This window comes from Massilia sp. Leaf139, from assembly GCF_001424165.1.
In the GTDB taxonomy this organism is placed as follows: domain Bacteria; phylum Pseudomonadota; class Gammaproteobacteria; order Burkholderiales; family Burkholderiaceae_D; genus Telluria.
Genome location: NZ_LMOJ01000001.1, coordinates 948,841 through 970,726 on the forward strand (window position 1 = coordinate 948,841; position 21,886 = coordinate 970,726).

At 65.2% G+C, this 21,886-nt stretch carries 18 protein-coding genes; 12 read left to right on the forward strand and 6 right to left on the reverse strand.

The features are described 5' to 3' along the window. Positions 1-111: 111 nt before the first annotated feature. The 9 genes from ASF77_RS04205 (at position 112) to ASF77_RS04245 (ending at position 12,189) form a co-directional block, all read left to right on the forward strand. Positions 112-1,062 (forward strand): LysR substrate-binding domain-containing protein, encoded by a 951-nt coding sequence (locus ASF77_RS04205; RefSeq protein WP_056334821.1) that lies wholly within the window; start codon positions 112-114, stop codon positions 1,060-1,062. A 130-nt stretch (positions 1,063-1,192) separates the two neighbouring features. Continuing rightward, a complete protein-coding gene (locus tag ASF77_RS04210; RefSeq protein ID WP_056334823.1) occupies positions 1,193-2,188 on the forward strand; it encodes a glycoside hydrolase family 43 protein in 996 nt (331 codons plus the stop codon). 31 nt (positions 2,189-2,219) lie between these two features. Continuing rightward, complete coding sequence (locus ASF77_RS04215) at positions 2,220-3,527, forward strand: extracellular solute-binding protein (protein WP_229445228.1); 1,308 nt, start codon at positions 2,220-2,222, stop codon at positions 3,525-3,527. 11 nt (positions 3,528-3,538) lie between these two features. After that, positions 3,539-4,465 carry a carbohydrate ABC transporter permease gene (locus ASF77_RS04220; protein ID WP_229445230.1) on the forward strand — a complete coding sequence of 309 codons (927 nt, stop codon included), beginning with the start codon at positions 3,539-3,541 and terminating at the stop codon, positions 4,463-4,465. After that, positions 4,462-5,304, forward strand: a complete 843-nt coding sequence (locus tag ASF77_RS04225; RefSeq protein ID WP_229445231.1) for a carbohydrate ABC transporter permease — start codon at positions 4,462-4,464, stop codon at positions 5,302-5,304. Before ASF77_RS04220 ends, ASF77_RS04225 begins: the two co-directional genes overlap by 4 nt. A gap of 16 nt (positions 5,305-5,320) precedes the next feature. Beyond that, entirely contained in the window at positions 5,321-6,478 is a 1,158-nt protein-coding gene (locus tag ASF77_RS04230; RefSeq protein ID WP_056334829.1) for an ABC transporter ATP-binding protein, read from the forward strand. Between the two features lie 165 nt (positions 6,479-6,643). Further along, on the forward strand, positions 6,644-9,400 hold the full coding sequence (locus tag ASF77_RS04235) for a TonB-dependent receptor (protein ID WP_162244822.1): 2,757 nt from the start codon (positions 6,644-6,646) through the stop codon (positions 9,398-9,400). Positions 9,401-9,545: 145 nt separating this feature from the next. Next, entirely contained in the window at positions 9,546-10,505 is a 960-nt protein-coding gene (locus tag ASF77_RS04240) for a glycoside hydrolase family 43 protein (RefSeq protein ID WP_056334834.1), read from the forward strand. An 85-nt stretch (positions 10,506-10,590) separates the two neighbouring features. Next, a complete protein-coding gene (locus ASF77_RS04245; RefSeq protein WP_056334837.1) occupies positions 10,591-12,189 on the forward strand; it encodes an NAD(P)/FAD-dependent oxidoreductase in 1,599 nt (532 codons plus the stop codon). A gap of 38 nt (positions 12,190-12,227) precedes the next feature. Here ASF77_RS04245 and ASF77_RS24010 read toward each other — a convergent pair whose 3' ends face one another. After that, a complete protein-coding gene (locus ASF77_RS24010) occupies positions 12,228-13,013 on the reverse strand; it encodes a hypothetical protein (protein WP_156648718.1) in 786 nt (261 codons plus the stop codon). 379 nt (positions 13,014-13,392) lie between these two features. Further along, on the reverse strand, positions 13,393-14,940 hold the full coding sequence (locus ASF77_RS24015; protein WP_162244823.1) for a patatin-like phospholipase family protein: 1,548 nt from the start codon (positions 14,938-14,940) through the stop codon (positions 13,393-13,395). Between ASF77_RS24015 and ASF77_RS04255 the strand changes: the two genes are divergently transcribed. The 3 genes from ASF77_RS04255 to ASF77_RS04265 are packed head-to-tail and all read left to right on the forward strand — an operon-like array spanning position 14,921 to position 20,045. After that, the gene (locus ASF77_RS04255; protein WP_056334842.1) at positions 14,921-15,682 is read left to right on the forward strand and encodes a peptidylprolyl isomerase; all 762 of its coding nucleotides are present in this window, start codon (positions 14,921-14,923) and stop codon (positions 15,680-15,682) included. The two genes, ASF77_RS24015 and ASF77_RS04255, sit on opposite strands and share 20 nt — an antisense overlap. Before the next feature lie 15 nt (positions 15,683-15,697). Then, complete coding sequence (locus tag ASF77_RS04260) at positions 15,698-18,760, forward strand: peptidase domain-containing ABC transporter (RefSeq protein ID WP_056334850.1); 3,063 nt, start codon at positions 15,698-15,700, stop codon at positions 18,758-18,760. A gap of 7 nt (positions 18,761-18,767) precedes the next feature. Continuing rightward, a complete protein-coding gene (locus ASF77_RS04265) occupies positions 18,768-20,045 on the forward strand; it encodes a sigma-54-dependent Fis family transcriptional regulator (RefSeq protein WP_056334851.1) in 1,278 nt (425 codons plus the stop codon). A gap of 10 nt (positions 20,046-20,055) precedes the next feature. On the opposite strand, the gene ASF77_RS04270 is transcribed toward ASF77_RS04265, so the two are convergent. From ASF77_RS04270 to ASF77_RS04285, 4 genes are all read right to left on the reverse strand, one after another. Then, positions 20,056-20,814: a PP2C family serine/threonine-protein phosphatase gene (locus ASF77_RS04270; protein WP_056334854.1), complete on the reverse strand. Its 759-nt coding sequence runs from the start codon at positions 20,812-20,814 to the stop codon at positions 20,056-20,058. Between the two features lie 39 nt (positions 20,815-20,853). Continuing rightward, a complete protein-coding gene (locus tag ASF77_RS04275; RefSeq protein WP_056334856.1) occupies positions 20,854-21,138 on the reverse strand; it encodes a hypothetical protein in 285 nt (94 codons plus the stop codon). Between the two features lie 95 nt (positions 21,139-21,233). Next, positions 21,234-21,521, reverse strand: a complete 288-nt coding sequence (locus tag ASF77_RS04280) for a hypothetical protein (RefSeq protein WP_056334859.1) — start codon at positions 21,519-21,521, stop codon at positions 21,234-21,236. Positions 21,522-21,572: 51 nt separating this feature from the next. Next, positions 21,573-21,824 carry a hypothetical protein gene (locus tag ASF77_RS04285; RefSeq protein ID WP_056334863.1) on the reverse strand — a complete coding sequence of 84 codons (252 nt, stop codon included), beginning with the start codon at positions 21,822-21,824 and terminating at the stop codon, positions 21,573-21,575. Positions 21,825-21,886 lie beyond the last annotated feature (62 nt).

Genomic DNA, 21,886 nt, shown 5'->3' on the forward strand with positions numbered 1-21,886 from the left:
TGTTTATCCGGCTAGTGCAGCGTTGCCGAATGGTGACACGGCGCACGCGCGCATTTGACCTTCGCTGGAGCAATGCTTTATGATTTATTAATAGAAATTTCACAATGTGGTATGCGCGACTCGTCCTCGACCCGCTTCATCCGCTTTCACCTCAAGACGCGCCACCTGGTGCTGCTGGTGGAGCTGGGCCGTCACGCTTCGATCGTGCATGCGGCGGAAGCGGCCGGCCTGACCCAGCCCGGCGCCTCCAAGCTGATCGGCGAACTGGAGCACGCGCTCGGCGTCGCCCTGTTCGAGCGCCTGCCGCGCGGGGTGGTGCCGACCTGGTATGGCGAGGTGCTGATCCGCCGCGCCGGCGCCGCGCTGGCCGAGATGGACGCGGCGCACCAGGAGATCATGCAGGGCGTGGCCGGCGTCGGCGGGCGCGTCTGCGTCGGCAGCGTCCTGACGCCCGCAGCCTCCCTGGTGCCGCGGGCCGTCAAGCTGCTCAAGGAACGCAGTCCGCGCACCCAGGTCGCGGTCTCGGTCGACACCAGCAAGGCCATGGTCGAGCAGTTGCGCGGCGGCGAGCTCGACATCGTCATCGGCCGCATCGTCGATCCGTCCTCGGCGGCCGAACTCGATTTCGAGCCGCTCGCCGACGAGCCGCAAAGCCTGATCGTGCGCGCCGGCCATCCGTGGCTGGGGCGCAGCGACCTGACGCTGGACGACCTGGCCGGCGCCGCCTGGATCCTGCCCGCGGCCGGGCGGGTGCGCGAGCAGCTGATGGCGCTCTTCATCGCGCGCGGGCTGGAGCAGCCCTACGACATCGTCGAAACCGTCTCGCTGCCGCTGGTGCCGCCGCTGCTGGCGGGCAGCGACCGCATCGTGCCGCTCTCGCGCGCGCTGGTGCAGCCGGCGCTCGAAGCCGGCACCCTGGCCGTGCTGCTCTTCGCCATCGATCTGCGCACCGACGTCTACGGCATCGTGACGCGCAAACGCCACCACCTGTCGCCCGCGGCCGAGGCCATGCTGGCGGCGCTGCGCGAAGCCGCCGGCCTCGGCCCGCGCCAGCGCACATGATGTCGACCCTGACGAATACGGATTTGGCATATCTCCCGCGTATTTCGTTATTGGAAAGCGCGTGCCGTGCTCAGTATGATCTCTTCCATACCAGACGCACACGATGCGCACAGCGAGGAGACCGCCGTCCATGAACGATTTACGCCGCTTATTCAATCTGGCCGCCCTGGGCGCAGGCGCGCTGCTTGCGGGCGGGTGCGCCCATCAGGATGCCGCCACCAGCGCAGCCGCCAACCCGGACATCAGCACCATCGGCGACTTCCCCGATCCCTTCGTCCTGCCCGACAAGGGCGCCTACTACGCCTACGCGACCAACGCCAACAACAAGAATGTGCAGCTGCTGCGTTCGGAAGACCTGCGTACTTGGCGCCCGCTGCCCGACGCCATGCCGGCCCTGGCGTCCTGGGTGCGCAAGGAGGTGCCGCACGTCTGGGCGCCGGAAGTCATCAAGCTGGGCGAGCGCTACGTGCTGTATTACACGGCGCACGATCTGGCCTCGGATCGCCAGTGCATCGGCGCGGCGGAGGCCGGTTCGCCCGCCGGGCCGTTCGTGGACAAGGCCAGCAAGCCGCTGGTCTGCCAGGCCGAGCTGGGCGGCACCATCGACGCCAGCCCCTTCCTCGATGGCGGCCGCCTCTACCTCTACTTTAAAAGCGACGGCAACTGCTGCAAGCAGCCGACCCATATCTTCGCCCAGGAACTGCGGCCCGACGGCTTGCAGGTCGTCGGCCAGCCGACCCGCCTGCTGACCAACGGCCGCACCTGGGAAGGCAAGGTGATCGAGGCGCCGACCATGGTCAAGCGTGGCGGTAGATACGTGCTCCTGTATTCAGCCAACGATTTCGGCGACGGCACTTATGCGGCGGGTTACGCCACCTGCGCGGGCCCGGTCGGGCCCTGCGAGCCGGTCGGCGATGGCCCTTTTCTCAAGACCAGCCGCGAAGCGAAGCTGTTCGGGCCGGGCCACCAAGCCGTGTTCGAGGCGAACGGGCAGGAATACATCGCCTACCACGCCTGGGAACTGAAACCCGACGGCAAGCGCGCCGAGCGCCGCTTCCTCTACATCGACCGGCTCGAGTGGGTGGACGGAAAACCGGTGGTGCAAGGCACGACCCTGATCCGCTAAGGGCGATAATGGAGTTTCGGGATTGGAGACCATGGTACAACGCAGACGTTTGATGGCCGCCTCGGTGCTGTCCGGGCTGGGGATGTCGGGCAGGCCGGCGCTGGCGCAACCGCCCGCGCGGATCGAGCTGCGGCTGTGGACGCTCCTGAGCGGCGGCGACGGTGCGCGCATGCGCGCCCTGATCGACGAGTTCAACGCCAGCCAGGGCGCGGTGCGCGTGGTCAGCACCACGCTCAAGTGGGGCGAACCCTTTTATACCAAGCTGATCACCTCGTCGGTGGTGGGCGCCGGCCCCGACCTGGCGACCGTCCACCTCTCGCGCCTGCCGAACCTGGCCGGAGGCGGCGTGCTGCGTCCGATCAGCGAGGCGGAACTGGCCGCGGCCGGGCTGAAGGGTAGCGATTACTTCCCGCGCCAGTGGGAAAAGTCGCGCTACAAGGGCGCCAGCTATGCCATCCCGCTCGACCTGCACCCGCTCGTCCTCTACTACAACAAGAACCTGGCGAGCCAGGCCGGACTGCTCGACGGCGCCGGCAAACTCAAACCCATCGTCGGCTACGAAGCCCTTACCGCCGCCTTCCGCGGTGTGCGCGAGCGTACCGGCAAGGCCGGCCTCGCGATGGAGGCGAGCCAGAGTTCGTACGCGATCTGGCGCTTGTGCCTGTCGCTGCTGGCCCAGCGCAAGGTGGCCGTGATCGAGAACGGCCGCTTCGCCTATGGCAGCGCCGGCGTCGAGGAACTCGCCAAGATTAGCGCCTGGTTTACGCGCGGCTACGCCCAGGCCGGCCTCGATTACCCGGCCTCGACCAGCCAGTTCATGGGCGGCGGCGCCGGCTTCATGCTAAACGGCGTGTGGGAAGTGCCGGAGCTGGTGCGTGCCTCGAAAGCCGGCACGCTCGGCTTCGACTACGGCATCGTGCCGCTGCCGCGCCTGTACCAGGACGCCAGCGCCTGGACGGATTCGCACGCCTTCGCCATTCCCGCCAACGAGGGCAGCCCGATGGCGCCCGGCAGGGCGAGGGCGGTGCTCGCCTTCATGGCCTGGATCAGCCGCCATTCGATGGGCTGGGCCGAAGGCGGCCACGTGCCGGCCTACCGCCCGGTGGCCGAGTCGCCGCAGGCGCTGGCCCTGATGCCCAACGCCCTGTATGCGGCCGCCGCCCAGAACGTGGTCTACGACCCGGGCGGCTGGTACATGGGCGCCGCCGGGCCGGTGCAGGCGATGGCCTCGAAGTTCCTGCCGGCGGCGCTCTCGGGCCAGCTGACCCCGATCCAGGCGCTCACGATGTTCGAAAAAGAAGCGTCGCGCCTGCTGCGCAAGCCGCCGCCGCGCTATTGAAGGAAATGCCGATGCCGATGCCCTTGTCGAATCCTGCCGCACCCCTGGCCCCCGCTGAAATCGCGCCCAGCCGCGCGGCCGCGAAACGCGGCGTGCGCACCGAAGGCCTGCCCGCCGCGCTGCTGCTGGCGCCCTTCGTGATCGCTTTCCTGCTGTTCTTCCTCGCGCCCGCGCTGCAGACCTTTTATCTGAGCCTGACCGAGAGCAGCCTCACGCGCACCAACGCCTTCGTCGGCCTGGCCAATTACGCGACCCTGGTACAGGACGCCTCGTTCTGGGCTTCGCTCGGCAATACCTTCTGGTTCGCGCTGCTCACCGTGATTCCGCTCGCCGCGCTCGGCCTGGTGATGGCGCTGCTGGTGCACCGTTTCGTGCGTTTTCAATCCTGGCTGCAGGGCGCCTTTTTCCTGCCCTTCGTGCTGCCGATTTCCGTCATGACGCTGATCGCGGACTGGATGCTGCAGCCGTCGTCCGGCATCGTCAACCACATCGTCGGCGGCCAGCGCGCCTGGCTGGCCGACCTGCACTGGGCCATGCCGGCCGTCGCCATCGGCACCGTCTGGTGGACTGTGGGCTTCAACATGCTGATGCTGCTGGCGGGCCTGCGCAACATCCCGGCCGACCAGTACGAAGCCGCCGCCCTCGACGGTGCGCGCGGCTTCACGCTGTTTCGCGCCATTACCTGGCCGGCCCTGCGTCCGGTGATGGGCACGGCGCTGCTGCTGCAGTTGATCGCCTCGCTCAAGGTGTTCGGGCAGACCTATATTCTGACGACCGGCGGCCCCTTCAACACCACCCGCGTGACCCTGCACTACATGTACGAAACCGCCTTTACCCAGAGCGACGCCGGCTACGCCGCCGCGATCGCGATGGCCTTCGTCTTTGTGGTGATCGCCCTGTCGCTGCTGGCGCGCCTGGTGGCGAGGAGGGCGGCATGAGCATGAACACCAAGCGCTCGCAACTCGGCTGGAGCATCGCCGCCGTCACGGCCGCCGTGGTGCTGGCCGCCCTCTGGATGTTCCCGTTGCTGTGGGCCGTGTCCACCGCGCTGCGGCCCGAGCACGAAACCGTCTCCGCCACCTTCCACTGGCTGCCCCAGACCTGGACGCTGGACGCCTTCGCCAAGACCCTCAGCGCCGGCAACCTGCCGCGCTGGCTGTTCAACAGCGCGCTGGTGGCTTTCCTGGTGACGGTCGTGACGATGGCGATCAGCCTGGGCGCGGCCTATGCCTTTTCCCAGCTGCGTTTCCGCGGACGCTCGCTCCTGTTCGGGGTCGCCATGCTGGCCTTCCTGCTGCCCTTCGAGGCCTTGCTGGTGCCGCTGTTCCGTACCATGAACCAGCTCGGCATGATCAACAGCTATGCCGGGCTGGTGCTGCCGCAGGTGGTGTCGCCGGTGGTGATCTACGTCTTCAAGCAGTTCTTCGACGCGATTCCCGCGGACTTCCGCGAGGCGGCCGTGATGGACGGCGCCAACCCGCTGCGGGTGCTGTGGAGCGTCTACCTGCCGCTGTCCGGGAACATCGTCTGGGCGATGGCGATCGTCACCTTCATCGGCGCCTGGAACAACTTCCTCTGGCCCTTCATCATCGTGACCTCGAACGACATGATGACGATCCCGCTGGGACTGACCCAGACCTACGACGCGTTCGGAGTGCGCTACGCCCAGCTGATGGCGGCGGCCCTGATCGGGGCGCTGCCGGTGGGGCTGACGTATGTGATTTTCCAGCGCCGCGTTACCCAAGGCTTCCTCGCCGCGAGCGGCCTCAAGGGCTGAACATTCAGGAGAGAACATGGCATCGGTTAGCCTTCGCGGCATCAAGAAGCAGTACGAGAACAACAGCGTCATCAAGGGCATCGACCTCGACATCGAGGACGGCGAATTCGTCGTCTTCGTCGGCCCCTCGGGCTGCGGCAAGTCGACCCTGCTGCGCATCATCGCGGGCCTGGAAGACATCACCGAGGGCACGCTGGAAATCGGCGGGCGCGTCAGCAACACGATCGAGCCGGCCAGGCGCGGCATCGCAATGGTGTTCCAGAGCTATGCGCTGTATCCGCACATGAGCGTGGCCGAGAACATGGGCTTTGCCCTGAAACTGGCCAAGGTGCCGAAGGCGGAGATCGCCGAGCGGGTGGGGCGCGCCGCCGAGATCCTGCAGATCGGGCATCTGCTGGAGCGCAAGCCGAAGGCGCTTTCCGGCGGCCAGCGCCAGCGCGTGGCGATCGGGCGCGCCATCGTGCGCAAGCCCGAGGTCTTCCTGTTCGACGAGCCTCTCTCGAACCTGGACGCGGCCCTGCGCGGCCAGACCCGCGTCGAACTGGCGCGCCTGCACCGGGAACTGAACAGCACCATGATCTACGTGACCCACGACCAGGTCGAGGCGATGACCCTCGGGCAGAAGATCGTGGTGTTGAACGGCGGGCGCATCGAGCAGGTCGGCACGCCCTTCGACCTGTACGAACGCCCGGCCAACAAATTCGTCGCCGGCTTCCTCGGCTCGCCGCGCATGAACTTCTTCGAGGCCACCCTGGCCGCCGACGGCGGGCGCAGCGCGGGCGTACTGCTGGCCGACGGCGCGCGCGTTCAGGTCGCGGCCGACGTCGCGCGGGCGCAGGCGGGCGCGCGCGTCACCCTCGGCGTGCGTCCCGAGCACCTGCAGATCGCCCGTCCCGGCGGGCAGGGCGGCGGTCTTGGAGCCGGAATTCAGGCCACGGTCGCCCTGGTCGAATACCTGGGCGACGTGACCCTGGTCTATGCCCAGGTCGCGGGTGCCGGCGAGATGGTGGCGGTGAAGTGCGACGCCGATACCGCGCCGCCCAAGACCGGCAGCCAGGTCGAACTGGTATTCCCGGCCACGCGCGCCTTCCTGTTCGACGCCGACGGCCGCGTGTTCGACCCCGGATGGGTGGAGAGCACGGCCGAACCGCTGGCGCAGCCGGCCCGGCCGTGAATGCGCTGTGCATGCCATGACGATTTCGGATAGCTCCAGCGCGTTTCGTTATTGGTGACGCCTGTTTGGCTCTTTTAAGATGTGTTACGGCCGAAGCCGGCAATGACCGGCAGGCGGTGCGATCCCTTCGATGTGATCCCTTTCCATAAAACCCAGGAGACATGCATGACACGATTGAAAGTCAAGCCGATCTGCGCCGCCATCATGCTGATGTCGGCATACGGGACGCAGGCGCTGGCGCAAACCACCCCCGACGCCACCGCCAGCGCCACCGGCGATGCCGCCCAGCCGGCGCCCGCCGTGGTGCAGGTGACGGGCATGCGCCAGGCCCTGCGGTCGGCCGAGCAGATCAAGCGCGATTCGCTGCAGGTGGTCGACGCCATCAACGCCGAGGACATCGGCAAGTTCCCCGACCGCCAGGCCGGCGATGCCCTCCAGCGCGTGGCCGGGGTGCAGGTGCAGCGCGACCGCGGCCAGACCAGCACCGTCATCATCCGCGGCCTGCCTGACGTCGCCACCACCTTCGACGGCAACGAGATTTTCACCGCCGCCGGCCGCCGCCTGGCCTACCAGGACATGCCGGTGCAGTCGATCGGCGGCATGGAAGTCTATAAATCGGCCAGCGTCAGCCAGTTCGAGGGCGGCATGGCCGGCGCCGTCAACATCCGCCTGCGCTCGCCCTTCGATGCGAAAGGCTTCTCGGCCAGCGGCTATATCGAGGATCGCCTGAACAAGGTGTCCGGCAGCAGCGCAACGAAGGACAAGCATAATCCGGGCGGCGGCTTCGCCGTCAGCAACCGCTGGCAAACTAGCATGGGCGAGATGGGCGCGCTGTTCGACGTCCACGTCAACCGCGAGAACTGGGGCTACCCGGTGCAATGGGTCGACCGCCCGACCAATGTGTTCTCGGTGCGTCCCGACGGCACCGCCACCCGCATCGGCAACACGCCGCCCTTCGCGGCGGCGCCGGGCGAGGTGCTGGGCCAGCTGCCCAACATCGGCGGCATCTACAACAGCGGCGAACGCGAACGCCAGAGCGTGCACGGCGCCTTCGGCTGGAAGATCAACCGCAACCTGGAGGCGAGCGCCCAGTACCTGGGCATGGGCTACCAGGGCCGCAACGCGGTCAACTACATCCTCGACATCGTCACCTGGGCGCCGCGCCTGACCAATGTGGTGCTGGCGCCCCAGGGCGCGCACTGCAACACCCGCCTGGGCACCATCTGCCCGATCCTGTCGGCGAATGCCGCGGCGGCGCAGTTCGGCGGCCCCTACGACTGGGATCCGTTCACCGCCACCAGCACCTGGGGCCAGGACGAACGCACCACGACGCACTACCTCAGCCTCGGCCTGAAGTATGCCAACGGCCCGGTCACGGTCAATTCCCAGCTGGGCTATACGCGCTCGAAGTTCGTCAACGACACCATCATCGTCGACCAGCAGATTCCGGGCGCGAGTTCCGGCGTGTTCGCCTATGGCGCCGACGGCCATGGCGGCTACAGCTCGGTCTCGACGCCGACCAGCCCCAACGCCCTGCGCGACCCGAGCCAGTTCGTGCTGCGCGGCCTGGTGCAGAACTGGCGCGAAGACCTGGGCAGCCAGTTCCAGTGGCGCTCGGACGGCGTGTACCGCCTGGGCGGCGACGGCCTGTTCACGACCCTGCTGGGCGGCGTGCGCCTGTCGGCACGCAAGGCCAGCTACCACAGCGGCGAAGGGCATGCCGACTTCACGGGTACGCGTCCGACTCCGATCGGCGCCTTCGGCCCCGACTTCGAGCAGCTCGTGCCGGGCCTGGATCGGCTTGGCGGCCCGTGGTACACGCCATCGTCCGACTTCCTGATCGACCAGGCCGACCGCGTGCGCAACGGCTACGGCGTGGCCAGCGGCCGCGTGCCGGACGACCCGACCCGCCTGTTCGACCAGCGCGAACGCAGCGCCACCCTCTACCTGGCCGGACGCTGGAAGACGAACCTGGCCGGGGTCGAGGTCAACGGCGAAGTCGGCGCGCGCGTCATCCGCCTGAACCGCGAGCTGCGCGGCCAGAACCGCATCGGCGACGTGGTGACCGATGTCGACATGAAGACCTCGGAAACGAACTTCCTCCCGAGCGCCTCGGCGGTGGTCAGCTGGAGCGAAGGGCTGCAGTCGCACTTCACGGTCGGGAAGACCATTACCCGTCCGGACTTCGGTCTCCTCAATCCGGCCCTGTCGCTGATCCCGCCGACCGTGAATGCGCCGGGTAGCGGCGGCGCCGGCAATCCCTACCTGAAGCCGACCCGCTCGACCAACCTCGACGCCACGCTGGAATATTATTTCGCGAAGAACGGCTATGCCCAGATCGCGCTCTTCGACCGCGACATCGACGGCTACCTGCAGACCTTCACCCGCGACGAGACCATCAACGGCCAGACCTACCGCGTCACCCGGCCGCAGAACTCGGGCAAAGGCTCGCTGCGCGGCGCCGAATTGAGCGTGCAGAAGTTCTTCGACTTCCTGCCCGGCCCGTGGAGCAATTTCGGTGCGCAGTTCAACTACACGCACATCTCGGGCAAGAACCAGAGCCGGACGATCGCCGGCGGCGACAACTTCGTCGACACGGCGCTGCTGAACGTGGCGAAGAAGAACTACAACCTGGCGCTGCTGTACGAGGGGCACGGCATCACCGGCCGCCTGGCCGCGACCCGCCGCGGCGATTACGTCGAGGAGATCCAGGAGCCGCCGTTCTTCCAGGATCGGATCGTCAAGGCGGCCACCTTCGTCGATCTGTCGATCGGCTACGAGATCACGCCGCAACTGTCGATCCACTTCGACGGCATCAACCTGACGCGCGAGAAGTTCGAAAGCTCGCTCGGCCCCTACCAGCCGCGCGACATCCGCTACAACCAGAGCACCTATGGACTGAGCCTGCGCTACAAAATGTAACGGAGGCGCGATCAACCTGCTGCGCGCCGAATTCTTGGCCTGCGATGCTCGCTGTACGCTTGTACAGCTGCGCTTCTCGGCCAAGACTTCTTCCGCTCGCTACGGTTTCTCGCGCCCCCGTTAAGCCGATGTAAGAGGAGAGACGATGCAGCGCACTTATCAAAACCCGGTCTACCCGGACACCATGGCCGATCCCTTCGTGCTGAAGCACGAGGGCGTCTACTATGCCTACGGCACTGCGCCCGGCGGCGCGGACGGACGCCAGATCCCGGTGCTGCGTTCGCATGACCTGGTCGAATGGGAAGCGCTCGGCCACGCGCTGCTGCCCAACGGCGCCGAGCATTACTGGGCGCCCGAAGTCGCCTTTCACGAGGGCCGCTTCTACATGTATTACTCGTCGGGCTCGGCGCCGGAAGGCACCGACCAGAAGCTGCGCGTGGCGGTCGCCGACGATCCGGCCGGGCCCTTCGAGGACACGGGCGGCATCCTGGTGCCGGATCAGCTGTTCTCGATCGACGCCCACCCGTACCGCCACAGCGACGGCGGGTGGTACCTGTTCTATTGCGTCGACTTCCTCGAGATCGAGGGCGAGCAGCGGGTCGGCACCGGCATCGTGGTCGACCGCCTGGTCGACATGCGCACCCTGGAGGGCAAGCCGCAGGTGGTGGTGCGCCCGCACCAGGACTGGCACGTGTTCCGCAAGGGGCGCACGATGTACGGGCAAGTCTACGACTGGCACACGGTGGAGGGCGCCTTCGTGCAGACCCACGGCGGCCAGGTCTACTGCTTCTACAGCGGCGGCGCCTGGGAGCGCGAGAACTACGGCATCAGCTATGTCGTGGCCGACCATCCGCTCGGCCCCTACCGCAGCCCCGAAGGCGGTCACGAGGCGCTGGTGATGCGCAGCCGGCCCGGCGCCGTCATCGGCCCCGGCCACAATTCCTTCACCACCTCGCCCGACGGCAGCGAAACCTGGATCGTGTATCACGCCTGGGACGTGGCCCAGACCACGCGCCGCATGTGCATCGACCGCCTCGACTGGGAAGGCGACCGGCCCGTGACCGGAGGCCCGAGCAGCGGGCCGCAGCCGGCGCCGGCGCGCTGAAGCGCGCGCCTACCTCATCATCCTGGCAGGTGCGCTTTGCCGCGGCAAGGCGCAAAATGGCCGTGTTCCCCACGGAGGCAAGCGGATGCGCGACGCAGTCATCATCGGAGGCGGCCATAACGGCCTGGTATGCGCCTTTTACCTGGCCCGCGCCGGATTGAAGGTGACGGTGCTCGAGGCGCGCGAGGTCGTCGGCGGCGCCGCGGTGACCGAGGAATTCCATCCCGGCTTTCGCAACTCGGTCGCCGCCTACACGGTCTCGCTGCTGAACCCCAAGGTCATCCGCGACATGGGGCTGGCCGCGCATGGCCTGCGCATCGTCGAGCGGCCCCTGTCCAATTTCCTGCCTTTTGAGGACGGCAGCTACCTCAAGCTCGGCGCCGGCAAGACCCATGCCGAGGTGGCGAAATTCTCGCAGCGCGACGCCGACCGCCTGGACGCCTACAGCGCCCACCTCGACAGCGCGGCCGACCTGCTGCGCGAGCTGGTGCTCGAAACGCCGCCCAACCGCGTCGACGGCTCCTGGCTCGCCGCGCTGCCCGAACTGATCAAGGCGGGCAAACTCGGCAACCGCATGCGCAAGCTCTCGCTCGCCAGCCAGCGCGAACTGCTCGACCTGTTCACCAAGTCGGCCGGCGACTACCTCGACGGCTGGTTCGACAGCGCGCCGATCAAGGCGGCCTATGGCTTCGACAGCGTGGTCGGCAACTACGCCAGCCCCTACACGCCGGGCTCGGCCTACGTCCTGCTGCACCACGTGTTCGGCGAGGTCAACGGCAAGAAGGGCGCCTGGGGCCACGCCATCGGCGGCATGGGCGCCATCACCCAGGCGATGGCCAGGGCGGCAGAGGCGCTCGGCGTCGAGATCCGCACCGGCTGCCCGGTGGCCGAGGTGCTGATGGAAGGAGGCCGAGCCACGGGCGTCGTCACAGCCAAGGGCGAACGGCTGGATGCGAAGGTGGTCGTCTCGAACCTCAACCCGCGCCTGCTCTACACCAAGCTGGTCGACCCGGGCGCGTTGCCGGACGACTTCCTGCGCCGCATGCGCGCCTGGCGCTGCGGTTCCGGCACCTTCCGCATGAACGTGGCGCTGTCCGAGCTGCCCGACTTCAGCTGCCTGCCGGGCAAGGAAGCGGCCGAGCACCACGGCAGCGGCATCATCATCGCGCCCAGCCTGGGGTACATGGAGCGCGCCTACATGGATGCGCGCAGCTTCGGCTGGTCGCGCGCGCCCATCGTCGAGCTGCTGATCCCGTCCACGCTCGACCCGACCCTGGCGCCGCCGGGCCGGCACGTGGCCAGCTTGTTCTGCCAGCACGTCGCGCCGCAGCTGCCCGACGGCGCCAGCTGGGACGCGCACCGCGAGGAGGTCGCCGACCTGATCATCGACACGGTCGACCGCTACGCGCCCAACTTCAAGCGCGCCGTGCTCGGCCGCCAGATCATGAGCCCGCTCGACCTGGAGCGCACCTTCGGCCTGGTCGGCGGCGACATCTTCCACGGCGCCCTTGGCCTCGACCAGCTGTTCGCCGCGCGGCCGATGCTGGGCCATGCCGATTACCGCGGGCCGGTGGCGGGGCTGTACACCTGCGGGTCGGGGACGCATCCGGGCGGGGGCGTGACCGGGGCGCCGGGGCATAACGCGGCGCGCGAGGTGTTGCGGGATTTCGCGAGTCCGCGTTGAGACGTTGGCGGGGTTCCTTCTAACGGCTCAGCGAAAGACTATTTCGCGAACTTCCCATGTATTTGCCAGGTTGTCGCCTGATGATCCTCGAATGTGCCGCCGAGATCGAGGCCTGCTTTTCCAGCATTAAGCTTCAAGCCAGCGTTGACTCCGAAGTCATCCTCGTAATTGACCGTAAGCGAGAATTCGGTCAGTCCAAATTCGATCCTCCCTTTGGCGATCGACTGCCAAGTTGGCTCGTGTTGATACCAGACGAGGGAGTCAGGAATCCTAGGTTGCGTATTGCCTTCCAAGTGAGCTTCATAAAGAAGGGAGGACGCATTGGCTTTTTGCGACGATACCTGTATATCCACCTCGGTAGCGGAAAGAGGCCCCGCCATCTTGGCTGCAAATTCGCGCGACCAGCCCTGGACATGCTTGACCTTGATCTCGGTTGCACCCAGATGCATTAGCAAATCGACAGCCTCGGAAAATTTGTGCTCAAAAGCGAGCCGATGAAATGAAGCGACAGTAAAGTAAACGCCACTCGTTGCAGGATGAGCGACGTACAGGACACCGTCTCTTGGGTGGCCTGGAGGAAATGTAAAGTCCGATGCTTCCGAAGCGCTGATTTGGGTGACGTTGACGCCATTCTGCCGCGCTTTCACCCAAGCTGCGAGCGCTTCTGCACCATCGAGTATCAGCACGCCCGGGCCATAGAAGAGGTAACGTCCCAGCGCTTTTGAGACTTTTGATAGATTCGATGCTTCTTCGCCGTCGGTTTCGGCTGCCCGCGCAGCGGCAACCACTTCGTCAGGTGCTACTACTACTAAATTGCTTTTCATTTACGATTATCCTGTGTGCGACGAATGATTATCATATCAAGTCGGCCCAGTCTGAACAGCCATATTGCAAACTTGTTGTAATCGTCGTTTCATCGCAGAAACTCCGCAGCCAACTTAAGCGTAATTAGCCCGCCGATGTGTCGTGGAAAATCCCGACCAACGTCGGAATTGATCGAGCTCGACACCGTGGTAATTATTCCGTCGACCGAGCCTGCTGCGGCGCATGCCAGCAAGTCCGCTGCGTCAATTTCCGAACCAGCCTCGTCCGGCAGAATTAACAAGATACGCGCCTTGTTTCATTTGCATGGAGCGGGTCAACTGATTGGCTGATGCCGAAACGATCTGCGCGACACGGTAATTGCGGGCTCATCCGTATTGTCTAACTGCGTGAGGCTCCTCTAAAGCGTTGTATCCAGTAATTCGCCGACAGTTTGCTAGGTAGAGCAGTTCGGCCAACAGAGTTAGCAAGCTCAGTCATGAATTGTTCGAGATTCGATCGCTGATTTGGGTTGATCAGCCCGTTCAACAACAATGCCTTACTCATTGCTTGCGCACCTTCCGCCATCACACACAGCGCCGCGGCTTTCGAAACGTAACCGAGGTGCGTGGACATGTTCGACGGTGCTTTGAAGCGGGAATTGACGCACCAGGGCGCCTCACCGTCAGCGCTGGTTCCCAGAGCGACGCCAATGAATTTGACACCGGCATAATCCCGCAGGATTCCGGCGAGTTGGTGGACAAATGCAGGCTGTGCAAGATCGCCCGTCAGCCTGAATAAATGATCGATCAGGCCAATCTTGGAAGGCCGACCCAAACCGCCCGGCATGAAAGCGCCCTCGAAACTAGAGGTCACAGCCAGGGGAGATCCTGCGTTCGAAAGAATCCAGCGTTCCACGGTTCCGACAGGAGAATGAACGTGATCGTGACGGAGTATCGGCAAAAGCGGCATGATCGCCATGTTGTCGACCAAGCCTGCATCCTTCAAGTGGACAGTCCGATGTGGGTTGCGGGGATAATGCGTGCTCAGCCCTTGGAACAAAATGGGGAAAGCTGTTGCGACAGCAATTGCCTGAATCTCTGACATCGCTATCGCGTCGATCGACGTCCTTGTTTTGAGATAATTCCGTGTAGCCGGGGCAAATCCATGCCGGTCGAACGACCAAAACTCTCCAGTATGGTAGTTCAACGCTTCGATCAGGAAAGTGGGCTCGCCTCCCGAGCCTTTAGGTAAAGTAGGAAGACGCGCCCACCAATTTTCCAGAAATTTCTGCCATGCTTTAGTAGATCGGAAGTGCAGCCCTCGTAGAGTCCAGTTAAATCGGCCACCGAGCCTCGGCGTCGAGGACACAAGCTCAAGGAGTGCATCTTCTGGCCAATACGTCGGCCAATTCGGCCCGGCTTTCAGGTAGTGCCTCCACAGCACTGCTGGAATCGAGCCGCCGGAGACTGCGTTGACAATCATATCGGCGTCATAGAGGATATTAGCGGCATGCAGGGCACGCAGTACACCTGCGTTATATAGGGCAGCTCTATATCCCCCGCCGGATAATGATACAAATTTGAACTTCCTGACCATGCCATTCCCTTGTGTCATATTTTCAAGATGATAACTTGGTTTATGTTTCGAGGAAATACTCCGTAGCGTACGCTTATCGATTACATATCGCGACGTTTCATCCGCACGGGATTTCAGCGTACAAAGCCCATCGGCAGGTGCGCCTTTATGCCTCGGCTGCTGGGCATGCACTGTAACCCTGGTAAGCACGCTACTGTGTTTCAGATACTTCAACTCGCGCGAAAACCCGGTGCGGCAATTTTCGCACTCGCGCATGGCAGCCATCACCGGCCGATTGAACAAATCGCGCGCCAGGCAGTCCCACACATAAGGGATAACGCCAGGGGGAGATATGGCCGGGATCGTGCGCATCGACGACGAGATCATCGATACCGATTACTTCATCAGGACACTCAAGCTTACCGGACAGTTCGAGGGACTCGTCGAGCAGCTGGTACGCGAGAAGCTGACCGTGCACGCCGCGCGCAAAGCGGGGGTGGCGCTGGCGCCCGAGGAGATCCAGGAGCGCGCCGACCAGTTCCGCCGCATCGGCGGGCTGCACCGGGCGGCCGACATGAATCATTACCTCGATGCGCTGGGCGTGAGCCTGGACGAGTTCGAGGACTTCATCACCGACGGCCTGTACCACGAGAAGATGATGGCCCAAGTCTGCAGCGAGAAGGCGGTCGAACAGTACTTCAAGCTGAATTCGCCGCGCTTCGACAGCGTCGAGATCAGCCATATCGTGCTCGACTCCGAAAACAAGGCCAAGGAGATGATGTCGGCGCTGACCGACGATCCGGACAGCTTCGCCGAGATGGTGGCCGAGCATTCGGTGGGCGAGGCCCGCGAGAATGGCGGCGTGATCGGCAAGGTGCTGCGCGGTTCGCTGCGGCCCGACCTCGAGGCGCGCGTCTTCAATGCCGCGGCCGGCGATTTGCTGGGGCCGTTCCCGGCGGGCGCGCCCGGCCTGTTCGAGATCTACGCCGTCAACGCCAAGTATCCGGCCACCTTGGACGAGGAAACGGCGGTCGAGGTGCGCCGCCTGCTGCGCGAGGACTGGCTGGCGGCGCGGGCGCAGGAACACATCATCGAAGCCTGTCCCGCGCGCTGATCGACAAGGCGTCAGATGGAGCAATCGACGCAACAGGGGAATACGGCGGCGGCCTTCCTGTCCTCGGTCGAGATCCTGTCGGGCTTCACGCCGGAAGAACTCGACGCGCTGGCCGAATCGATCGAGTCGCGTTCGTATGCCTTTGGCGACGCCATCTGCAGCGCCGGCGACCTGGCCGAAGGCCTGGTCGTCATCAAGTCCGGCTCGGTGCGCGTGTTCAGCGAGGAGCACGGCAAGGAATTCAGCATGGGGGTGCGCAAGACCGGCGAGGTGTTCGCCGAAGTCGCCATGCTGCGCCCCTACCGCCACGAGCTGTCGGCGCGCGCCGCGCTCAAGACCGAGCTGTGGTTCATCCCGCGCGGCGCGATCGAGCCGCTCCTGGCGCGCAATCTGGCGGCGCTGGAGTTCATCAACAATTACGTGGCCATCAGTTCGGCCGGCGGCCTGGTGGCGCGCCTGTTCGAACTGCGCGGCAAGGTCGACAAATCCGAGCTCGACGAGTTCGTACGCAGCGTCGGCGTCAAGCGCGTCAAGCCGGACACGGAAATCCTCAAGCAGAACGCGCGCGACGACCGCCGCCTGTATGTCGTGCGCCAGGGGCAGGTGCGCGTCGTCGTGCACGACGGCGGCGACGACTATGTGCTGGCCACGCTCGGCCCCGGCGAGATCTTCGGCGAAAAGGCCTGCCTGATGCGCCAGGAGCAGCCGGCCAGTGTCGTCGCCGCCGGCGAGGCGGTGCTGCTCGTCATTCCGGAAAAGTCGGCCCACTTCATCCTCGAGCGCAATGCGAAGTTCCGCGAGGTGATCGAGGAGCGCGTGCGCTTTTTCGAACGCGAGCTGCAGCGCCAGAAGCGCTTGGCCGAGCGCCGCAAGCGTCCGGTCGTGCTGGATCTGGCCTCCACACCCAAGGCCGGCGAAAAGATCATCAAGCGCTTCGCCTGGGTCGAGCAGGCCGAGGAGATGGATTGCGGGGCCGCCTGCCTGGCCATGCTGTGCCGCCACTACGGCATCAACATGACCCTCGGTAAGCTGCGCGAACTGGCCAACGTCACCACCCAGGGCGCCACGCTCGACAGCCTGGCGCGCGCGGGCGAGGCGCTGGGCTTCGGCGCGCGCGGCGTGCAGTGCACCTTCGACGCACTGCTCGGCTTCGAGCTGCCCTTCATCGCGCATTGGGAGGGCTACCACTACGTCATCGTGTATGGCATCTCCCCGAACCAGGTGTGGATGGCCGACCCGGCGGTGGGTTTTCGCAAGATGAGCGTGGAAGAATTCGAGCGCGGCTGGAGCGGCACCTGCCTCGTGTTCACGCCCGGCCAGCAGCTGGTGCGGCTCGAAGCGGCTCGTTCGCCCTGGCTGCGCTTCGTCAGCTACCTGCAGCCGTATAAAAAGATCCTGCTGCAGCTCTTCCTCGCCACCTTCGTGATCCAGATGCTGGGCATCGTGCCGCCGATGATCATCCAGAACATCCTCGACGGCGTCCTGGTGCACCAGAACCTGGGGCTGCTGCACTTGCTGATCCTGGGCCTGGTGATTTCGACCGTGTTCAGCCAGATCATGTCGACCCTGCGCGCCTACCTGTCGAACTACATGGTGCGCAATCTCGATTTTTCGATGATGGCCCAGTTCTTCAAGCACACGATGTCGCTGCCGTATTCCTTCTTCGCCAAGCGCAAGACGGGCGACATCCTGGCGCGCTTCTCCGAAAATCAGACCATCCGCGCCTTCCTCACCGAGTCGACGGTGACGACGCTCCTGAATCTGCTGATGGTCTTCATCTACTTCACCATCCTCTTCCTCTACAACGTCAAGCTGACCCTGTTGCTGATCGGCTTCGTCATCCCGATCATCGCGCTCACTGTGCTGGTGACGCCGAAGATCAAGGACTATGCGCGCGAGGTGTTCAATGTCTCGACCGATGCCCAGTCCTTCCTGATGGAGGCGCTGGGCGGCATCGAGACCATCAAGGGCATGGGCAGCGAGCGTCCGGTGCGCCTGAAATGGGAAAAGAAGTACGTCAAGGCGCTGGAAGTGCAGTACCGCTCGCAGTCCTTCAACATCCTGGTCGGCCTGGCCAGCCAGATCTTGAACTCGGCCACCACCATCGTCATCCTGTGGGCCGGCGCCACGCTGGTGCTGGCGCGGGAACTCACCATCGGGCAGCTGATGGCCTTCAATGCGCTGATGGGCAGCGTGCTCGGCCCGCTCATGGGCCTCGTCGGCCTGTGGAGCCGCATGGCCGACGCCACGGTCGCTATGGAGCGCCTGGGCGACGTGCTCGACATCGAACCCGAGCAGAAGCCGGCCGATCTCGCCTCGCGCGTGATCCTGCCCGACCTGCAGGGCGAACTGAAGCTCGAACGCCTGTACTTCCGCTATGGCGGCGAGGATACGCCCTGGGTGCTGGAGGACATCAGCATCGACATCAAGCCGGGCGAGCTGGTCGCCATCGTCGGGCGCAGCGGTTCGGGCAAGACCACGCTGGCCAAGCTGCTGGTGGGCTTCTATCCGCCTTCCGAAGGAAAAATCATCGTCGACGGCTACGAGATGAGCGCCATCGACAAGGACTACTACCGGGCGCAGGTCGGCTATGTCATGCAGAGCAATCTGCTGTTTTCGGGGACGATTGCCGAGAACATCGCCAGCGGCGACGACAGTCCCGACCGCAGGCGAATCGAGGAGGTGGCGAAGATGGCCGACGCCCATGCCTTCATCGCCAAGATGCCGCTCGGGTACGAGCAGGTGGTGGGCGAGCGCGGCATCGGGCTGTCCGGCGGGCAGGTGCAGCGCCTGTGCATCGCCCGCGCGCTCTACCACGACCCGCGCCTGCTGGTCTTCGACGAGGCGACGTCGGCGCTCGACACCCAGTCCGAGAGCAACATCATGGCCAACATGGAAGCGATCCTGGCCGGGCGCACGGCCGTCATCATCGCGCACCGGCTCAGCACCATCATGCGGGCCGATAAGATCGTCGTGCTCTACGAAGGGAAGATCGTCGAGCAGGGGCGCCACGAGGAACTGCTGGCGCGGCGCGGCATGTACTACGAACTGGTGCAGAAGCAGTTGGGCAGCGAGTGACACTGCAATGAAACTCTACGACCCAGGCGGCGAGCGCGGCTCGGCCATGTCGTACGCGGCCTTGCTGGAAAAGATCGAGATCATGCGCTCGACCCTGCGCTGGGCCACGCGCATCGAGCGGCCCGACATCGAAAAGCTGCTGCGCCAGGCGAACACCCTGCGCGACGAAGTGATGGGGCTGTCGCACAAGGAGCGCTTCGTGCAGGCAATCGGGACGGAACGCCGCGTCGAGATGCCGGCCGAACCCGTGGCCGAACTGTCCACCGGCGAGCGGCGCCAGGCGCTGCTGGCGCGCAGCTTCGTCTTCGAAGGGACGTTTGGCGACAACCCGAAGCTGCTCGACGCGCTGGAAATCGCGGAAAAGGCGGCGCCGACCGACCTGCCGGTGCTGGTCGACGGCGAAAGCGGCACCGGCAAGGAGCTGATGGCCAAGGTCATCCACGCCAACGGCTCACGCGTCGACAAGCCCTATATCTCGGTGAACTGCGGCGCCATTCCCGACAACCTGCTCGAATCCGAACTGTTCGGCCACAAGCGCGGCGCCTTTACCGGCGCGGACAAGGACCGCAAGGGCAAGTTCGAAAGCGCGCACAAGGGCACGATCTTCCTCGACGAGATCGGCGAATTGCCGCTGACAGGGCAAGTGAAACTGCTGCGCGTGCTGCAGTCGCACGAGATCCAGCGCGTCGGTTCCGACGAAACCATCTCGGTCGATGCGCGTATCGTTGCCGCGACCAACAAGAACCTGCGCAAGCTGATCGAACAGGGGACGTTTCGGGAGGACCTGTTCTACCGTCTCAGCGTGATCCACGTGACCCTGCCACCGCTGCGCGAGCGCGCCGACGAGATTCCGCTGCTGATCGCGTATTACGGCGACGAGTCGGCCGAGGCCCTGAAACGGCGGCCCGTTGCGCTCAGCCCGCGCCTGCGCGAGTTCCTGCTGCGCTATACCTATCCCGGGAATATCCGCGAACTGCGCAATATCATGTACCGCATCTCCTGCCTGGCCGGCGAGACGGCGGATCTGGCGCACCTGCCGGAAGACATCCGGCCGGCGACACAGGGCGCCGCCGTCGCGCAGGAAGCCGTGGCGGCCAGCACCTCGATGGCCGAGGCCAAACGCCTGGCCAGCGACGAGGCAGAACGCAGCTGCCTCGAGCGCGGCCTGCAAGAAGTGGGCGGCACGGTGGCCGAGCTGGCACGGCGCTGGGACATGAACCGCTCGCACCTGCAGATCCTGCTGAAAAAGCACGGCCTGCATTCGAAGGACTTCCGCAAGCACTGAGCGGCGGCGCTCACAGGGCGGGATTGACGACGGTCTTGTCGCTCGATAGGTCATCGACGCGCACCACGACCACCGTGATGTTGTCGCGCCCGCCCTTGTTCAGGGCCAGGTTCACCAGTTCGTGGGCGGCCGCCGTGCAGTCGCCCGCGGCCAGCGTGGCCGCAATCGCGGCCTCTTCGACCGGGGTGCTGAGCCCGTCGCTGCAGAGCAGGAACAGGTCGCCGTCGCGCACCGTCAGGGGCGCCACGTCGAATTCGATGGCGTCGGCTGCGCCCACCGCGCGCGTGATCATGTTGGGGCTGGCCGCGGCGGCGGCGAGATCCGCGCCGCTGGCTTTCAAGGCCTCGTACTGGCTGTGGTCGCGCGTGAGCTGTTGCAGGCGGCCCTGGCGGTACAGGTAGACGCGGCTGTCGCCGGCCCACAGGCAGGCGGCCTCGATGCCGAAGGCGAGCAGGGCGACGACGGTGCTGCCGATCACGGGCACCTGGCGCGTGCGTGCCTCCAGGCGCAGCGCTTCGTTCACGCCCGTGAGCCGCGTGCGTGCGAAGGCAATGAAGTCGGCCAGCGATGCGGGCGCCGGCAGGGCGGCCAGGGCGTCGACCACGGCATGGCTGGCGAGGTCGCCGAAGGCATGGCCGCCCATGCCGTCCGCCACGGCCCACAGGCCGCGCTGCGGCTGCGCCAGGTAGGCATCCTCGTTGCGGCTGCGCACCAGGCCGACGTCGCTGTGCGCGGCGCACGTCCAGTGCAATTGGCTATCCATGGCCATCGCATCGTCCGGGTTGGGTGCTGCGCTCCTGTCTGGCTGCTAGCGCAGCAGCGCATTGTTCACGCTGCTCTCGTCGACGACCACGTTGACCGCGGCGCCGGCGCCGGAGGTGTTGATCGACACCGTCTGGAACTGGTTGATCATCTGGTCGGCAAAATTATTGATCTGGTAAAAATTGATGACCGGGACTTGGCTCGGCGAGGCCGGCACGAAGGGCCGGATCCAGCCGAAGACCCAGGGCGCACCGGCGCCGCGGATCGCCGCCATGGCCTTGCGATCCAGGGTGGTGCTGGCCGGCAGGTCGCTGATCGTAATCTTCGCCATGATGCGTCTCCGCGTAGATGTTCTAAAAAAACGATCGCCACTGGGGAGAGGGGCTGGTCTCCCCAGTGTAGATCATGTTTGGCACCGGTGGCAGATTAGCCGATGATCTTGTTCTCGCCGCGCCCGTCGACGTCGCTGTCGACGTGTACGCCTTTCACGAAGGCCGGGCCGTTGGCGGTGGCCGTCACGACGTCCTGCATCTGCGCCAGGTTCTGGGTGGCGGTGATCGAGGAATCATAGCTGCCGGCCAGCTTGAGGTCGCCGTAGCTGTAGGCGGTAGTGTAGCTAGCTGCGGCCACTTTCCAGCCGCCGCGCACGGCGGCCATGGTCGGGCGGTCGAGCTGCTCGCTGCGGGCCAGGTCGGTGATGGTCAAGGTGTTCATGATGGTTCTCCTGAAATGAATGATATGGACGGATCTGGTTTGGATAGGGGCTTAGAACACGGCGTTGTTCGCGGCAAACAGCTTGGCGGCGACGTCGATGTCGGGGCCCTTGAAGCCGGCGCCGATCACGCCGTTGCCGTTGAGGACGTTGATGCCGATCTGCTGGAACTGGGTGATCTCCTGGTCGATGTTGAGATTCACGTTGACCTTGGGGCCGAAGGCGTTACCGCCCGAGACCAGCGCCATGGCGCCCTGGTCGAGTGAGGCGCTGTGGGCGAGATCCTTGACGACGATGGATGACATGGTGTTCTCCTTGATGTGGGTGGCGGAGGATGCGCGGCGGGTTCGCCGCTGCGCAGCCAATC

What these genes read in the sequence shown, in the direction of transcription:
- ASF77_RS04235 (WP_162244822.1), top strand. Translation starts at nt 6,644, where the DNA reads ATGACACGATTGAAAGTCAAGCCGATCTGCGCCGCCATCATGCTGATG.
- ASF77_RS04210 (WP_056334823.1), top strand. Translation starts at nt 1,193, where the DNA reads ATGAACGATTTACGCCGCTTATTCAATCTGGCCGCCCTGGGCGCAGGC.
- ASF77_RS04225 (WP_229445231.1), top strand. Translation starts at nt 4,462, where the DNA reads ATGAGCATGAACACCAAGCGCTCGCAACTCGGCTGGAGCATCGCCGCC.
- ASF77_RS04215 (WP_229445228.1), top strand. Translation starts at nt 2,220, where the DNA reads ATGGTACAACGCAGACGTTTGATGGCCGCCTCGGTGCTGTCCGGGCTG.
- ASF77_RS24010 (WP_156648718.1), bottom strand. Translation starts at nt 13,013, where the DNA reads ATGAAAAGCAATTTAGTAGTAGTAGCACCTGACGAAGTGGTTGCCGCT.
- ASF77_RS24015 (WP_162244823.1), bottom strand. Translation starts at nt 14,940, where the DNA reads ATGCGCACGATCCCGGCCATATCTCCCCCTGGCGTTATCCCTTATGTG.
- ASF77_RS04280 (WP_056334859.1), bottom strand. Translation starts at nt 21,521, where the DNA reads ATGAACACCTTGACCATCACCGACCTGGCCCGCAGCGAGCAGCTCGAC.
- ASF77_RS04285 (WP_056334863.1), bottom strand. Translation starts at nt 21,824, where the DNA reads ATGTCATCCATCGTCGTCAAGGATCTCGCCCACAGCGCCTCACTCGAC.
- ASF77_RS04230 (WP_056334829.1), top strand. Translation starts at nt 5,321, where the DNA reads ATGGCATCGGTTAGCCTTCGCGGCATCAAGAAGCAGTACGAGAACAAC.
- ASF77_RS04270 (WP_056334854.1), bottom strand. Translation starts at nt 20,814, where the DNA reads ATGGCCATGGATAGCCAATTGCACTGGACGTGCGCCGCGCACAGCGAC.
- ASF77_RS04240 (WP_056334834.1), top strand. Translation starts at nt 9,546, where the DNA reads ATGCAGCGCACTTATCAAAACCCGGTCTACCCGGACACCATGGCCGAT.
- ASF77_RS04205 (WP_056334821.1), top strand. Translation starts at nt 112, where the DNA reads ATGCGCGACTCGTCCTCGACCCGCTTCATCCGCTTTCACCTCAAGACG.
- ASF77_RS04260 (WP_056334850.1), top strand. Translation starts at nt 15,698, where the DNA reads ATGGAGCAATCGACGCAACAGGGGAATACGGCGGCGGCCTTCCTGTCC.
- ASF77_RS04220 (WP_229445230.1), top strand. Translation starts at nt 3,539, where the DNA reads ATGCCGATGCCCTTGTCGAATCCTGCCGCACCCCTGGCCCCCGCTGAA.
- ASF77_RS04245 (WP_056334837.1), top strand. Translation starts at nt 10,591, where the DNA reads ATGCGCGACGCAGTCATCATCGGAGGCGGCCATAACGGCCTGGTATGC.
- ASF77_RS04265 (WP_056334851.1), top strand. Translation starts at nt 18,768, where the DNA reads ATGAAACTCTACGACCCAGGCGGCGAGCGCGGCTCGGCCATGTCGTAC.
- ASF77_RS04255 (WP_056334842.1), top strand. Translation starts at nt 14,921, where the DNA reads ATGGCCGGGATCGTGCGCATCGACGACGAGATCATCGATACCGATTAC.
- ASF77_RS04275 (WP_056334856.1), bottom strand. Translation starts at nt 21,138, where the DNA reads ATGGCGAAGATTACGATCAGCGACCTGCCGGCCAGCACCACCCTGGAT.